Source organism: Actinomadura logoneensis (assembly GCF_003428695.1).
Taxonomy (GTDB): Bacteria; Actinomycetota; Actinomycetes; order Streptosporangiales; family Streptosporangiaceae; genus Spirillospora; species Spirillospora logoneensis.
In genome coordinates, this window is sequence record NZ_QURH01000749.1 from 1 (window position 1) to 3,739 (window position 3,739).

A 3,739-nucleotide genomic window follows, 5' to 3' on the forward strand; every position below is an offset into this window, starting at 1 on the left:
CCGGGGCCGCGGCGGACGGTCGCCGCCGGACGCGTCCTGGTCCCGCTCCGCGGCGGGGGCGGTGCTCATGCCCGCGCGACGAGCCGCCGGACCGCTTCGGCGAACGCGTCGCCGCGCGCGCCGTAACTGGTGAACATGTCGAACGAGGCCCCCGCCGGGGCGAGCAGCACGGTGTCGCCGGGCCGTGCGAGGGCGGCGGCGCGGGTCACGACTCGGTCCATCGCCCCAGTGTCGGTGTCCGGAACGTCCACCACGGGGACATCCGGCGCGTGTCGCGCGAGTGCTTCGGCGATCCGCGCCCGGTCCCGGCCGATCAGCACGACCGCGCGCAGCCGGTCGGCGCAGGACGCGACCAGGTCGTCCACGTCGGCGCCCTTGAGCAGGCCGCCCGCGATCCACACCGCCGACCGGCAGGCCGCCAGCGAGGACGCGGCGGCGTGCGGGTTGGTGGCCTTGGAGTCGTCCACGTAGTCGACCTCGGCCACGGTCGCGACGTGCGCGATGCGGTGCGGGTCGGGCACGAAGGACCGCAGCCCCTCGCGGACGGCCTCGGGCGGCACGCCGAAGGCGCGGGCCAGGGCCGCCGCCGCCAGCGCGTTGGCGACGTTGTGCGGGGCGAACGGACGCACGTCGCCCAGTTCGGCGAGCTCGGCGGCGGACGTGCGCGGATCGTCCACGAACGCCCGGTCGACCAGCAGCTCCTCGACGACGCCGAGCTGGCCCGGCGCGGGGACGCCGAGGGTGAACGCCTTGGCGTCCGGCGGTCCGAGCCGGGTGGAGACGGGGTCGTCGGCGTTCACCACGGCGACCGAGCCGGGCGTGAAGATCCTGCCCTTGGCCTCGGCGTACGCGTCGAACGTGCCGTGCCAGTCGATGTGGTCGGGGGCGACGTTCAGCACCGCCGACGCCAGCGGCCGGAGCGTGGACGACCAGTGCAGCTGGTAGCTGGACAGCTCCACGGCGAGCACGTCGTGCTTCTCCAGCACCGCCTCGACGATCGGCGTGCCGACGTTCCCGACCGCCACGGCGTCGTGCCCGGCGGCGGCCAGGATGCACGTCAGCATCCGGACGCAGGTGGTCTTGCCGTTGGTGCCGGTGAGGGCGAGCCAGGGGGCCGCGTCCGCCGGACGCAGCCGCCACGCGAGCTCGACCTCGCCGTAGATCTCGATCCCGGCCGCCGCGGCGGCGGCCAGCAGCGGGACGTCCGGCTTCCAGCCCGGGGAGGTGACGACCAGCTGCGTCCCCTCCGGCAGGGTGTCGGCGTCGCCGAGCCGCGCGGTCACGCCCAGCGGCGCGAGTTCGGCGGCCCGCTCCCGGGACGCGTCGTCGTCGCGGCCGTCCACGACCGTCACGTGCGCGCCGCGCCCGGCCAGGACCCGCGCCGCGGCCGTCCCGGAGACGCCGAGCCCCGCGACGACGACCCGCCGCCCCTCGTAGGACTCCGTCACTTCTTCGGCATCCATTCCAGGTAGAACAGGCCGAGGCCGATCGCGGTGAACAGCGCCGACATGAGCCAGAACCGGACGACGATCGTGGTCTCCGCCCAGCCCGACAGCTCGAAGTGGTGCTGCAGCGGCGCCATCTTGAAGACCCGCTTCTTGGTCATCTTGAACCCGCCGACCTGGATGATCACCGACAGTGTGATCATCACGATCAGGCCGCACAGCACGCCCAGCAGGAACTGCGTGCGGGTGAGGATCGCCAGGCCGACCAGCACGCCGCCGAGGGCGAGCGAGCCGGTGTCGCCCATGAACACCTTGGCCGGGGGCGCGTTCCACCACAGGAACCCGAACACGCCGCCGAGCACCGCCGCCGCGACGACCGCGAGGTCGAGCGGGTCGCGGACGTTGTAGCAGTTCGGCGCGAGCGCGAACTCGCAGGCGTTGCGCAGCTGCCAGTTGCCGATCAGCACGTAGGCGGCCAGCACCATCGCGCACGGGCCGGCGGCCAGGCCGTCCAGCCCGTCGGTGAGGTTCACGCCGTTGGAGGTCGCCGCGATCAGCAGCAGCGCCCAGATCACGAACGGCACCGCGCCGATCGCCGGGCCGAAGTCGCGCAGGAACGACAGGTGCGCGTCGGCCGGCGTGACGTCCAGGTGGTTCGGGAAGTTCAGCGACCCGACCGCGAACACCACCCCGACCAGGATGATGCCGATCATCTTGGCGCCGGAGCGCAGGCCGAGGCTGCGCTGCTTGAACACCTTGATGTAGTCGTCCACGAAGCCGACCGCGCCGAGCCCGGTCATCAGGAACAGCGCCAGGCCGCCCGAGACCGTCGGGCTGGTGCCGGTCAGCAGGTGCGCCGCGCCGTACCCGACGAGCGACCCGACGACGAACACCGTGCCGCCCATCGTGGGCGTGCCGCGCTTCTTCAGGTGGGCCTCCGGGCCCTCCTGCCGGATCATCTGGCCGTAGCCGAGCCGGTTGACGATCCGGATCCACACCGGGGTGCCGACCATGCCGAACAGCAGGGCCACCCCGGCGGCGATGATGATGTTGGTCATGCCCGGGCACCCCCCGCGAGCAGCGCCTCCGCGACCCGCTCCAGGCCCGTCACACGGGAGCCCTTCACCAGTACGACGTCCCGCGGCCGAAGCCGCCCGCTGAGCGCGGTCACCGCCGCGCCGACGTCATCCACCTGTACCAACTCTCCCGTCCATGCCGCCACCTGGGCGGCCCCTTCGGCCACCGCGGCCGCGGCGCCGCCCACGACCACGAGGCCGGCGACGCCGCTGCGGGCGACATGCTGCCCGATCTTGACGTGTTCCGCGACCGAAGTGTCGCCGAGCTCGGCCATCTCGCCGAGGACGGCGAAGGCCCGGCGGCCCCGCGCGAGGTGCGTGAGCACGTCGATCGCGGCCCGGGTCGACTCCGGGTTGGCGTTGTACGCGTCGTTGATCACCGTCACGCCGTCGGCGCGGTCGGCGACCTCCATCCGCCACCGGCTGCGCGGCCCGGCCGCCGACAGCGCGTCGGCGACCTGCCCGACCGGCATCCCGGCGGCGCGCGCGACCACCGCGGCGGCCAGCGCGTTCGGGACCATGTGCGCGCCCGCCAGACGCAGCGCCACCGGCGCCTCGCCCTCGGGGGTGACCAGGGTGAACCGGGGGCGGCCGGCCTCGTCCAGGGTCTCGTCCACGGCGCGGACGGCCGCGTCCGCGCCCCGGCCGAAGGTGACCACCCGTGCCGCCGTGCGGGCCGCCATCGCCGCCACCAGCGGGTCGTCGGCGTTCAGCACGGCCGTGCCGTCGGCGGGCAGCGCCTCGACCATCTCGCCCTTGGCCTGCGCCACGGCCTCGCGGCTGCCGAACTCTCCCAGGTGCGCCGATCCGACGTTCAGCACGACGCCGATCCGGGGCCGCGCGATGCCGCACAGGTAGGCGATGTGGCCGACGCCGCGGGCGCCCATCTCCAGCACCAGGTGCCGGGTGCCGGCGTCGGCGCGCAGCGCGGTCAGCGGCAGCCCGATCTCGTTGTTGAACGACCCGACCGGCGCGATCGTCGGCCCGGACCGCTCGATCACCTGGGCGATCAGGTCCTTGGTGGACGTCTTGCCCGCCGAGCCGGTGATCCCGGTCACCACGGCGTCCGGCAGCTCGGCCAGCACGCCGGTCGCGAGCCGCCCCAGCGCCTCCTGGACGTCCGGCACGACCACGGCCGGGCCGCCCACGGGCCGGGCCGCCAGAACGGCGCTCGCGCCCGCGGCGAGGGCCGCGGGGGCGAAGTCGTGCCCGTCGGCC

3 protein-coding genes are annotated in these 3,739 nt (G+C 74.5%); all 3 read right to left on the reverse strand.

Annotated features, from left to right (window positions below; all coding sequences use genetic code 11):
• Positions 1-65: 65 nt before the first annotated feature.
• A complete protein-coding gene (gene murD / locus DZF91_RS26660; RefSeq protein ID WP_117359926.1) occupies positions 66-1,463 on the reverse strand; it encodes a UDP-N-acetylmuramoyl-L-alanine--D-glutamate ligase in 1,398 nt (465 codons plus the stop codon).
• Positions 1,445-2,503 carry a phospho-N-acetylmuramoyl-pentapeptide-transferase gene (gene mraY / locus DZF91_RS26665; protein WP_117359927.1) on the reverse strand — a complete coding sequence of 353 codons (1,059 nt, stop codon included), beginning with the start codon at positions 2,501-2,503 and terminating at the stop codon, positions 1,445-1,447. The genes murD and mraY overlap by 19 nt, the downstream gene beginning before the upstream one ends.
• Positions 2,500-3,739 (reverse strand): UDP-N-acetylmuramoyl-tripeptide--D-alanyl-D-alanine ligase (locus DZF91_RS26670; RefSeq protein WP_117359928.1); only part of this gene is annotated, 1,240 nt, incomplete at its 5' end. The genes mraY and DZF91_RS26670, both read right to left, overlap by 4 nt.

Excerpts from the sequence above, each read along its gene's own strand:
- murD (WP_117359926.1), bottom strand. The coding sequence starts at position 1,463 with ATGGATGCCGAAGAAGTGACGGAGTCCTACGAGGGGCGGCGGGTCGTC.
- mraY (WP_117359927.1), bottom strand. The coding sequence starts at position 2,503 with ATGACCAACATCATCATCGCCGCCGGGGTGGCCCTGCTGTTCGGCATG.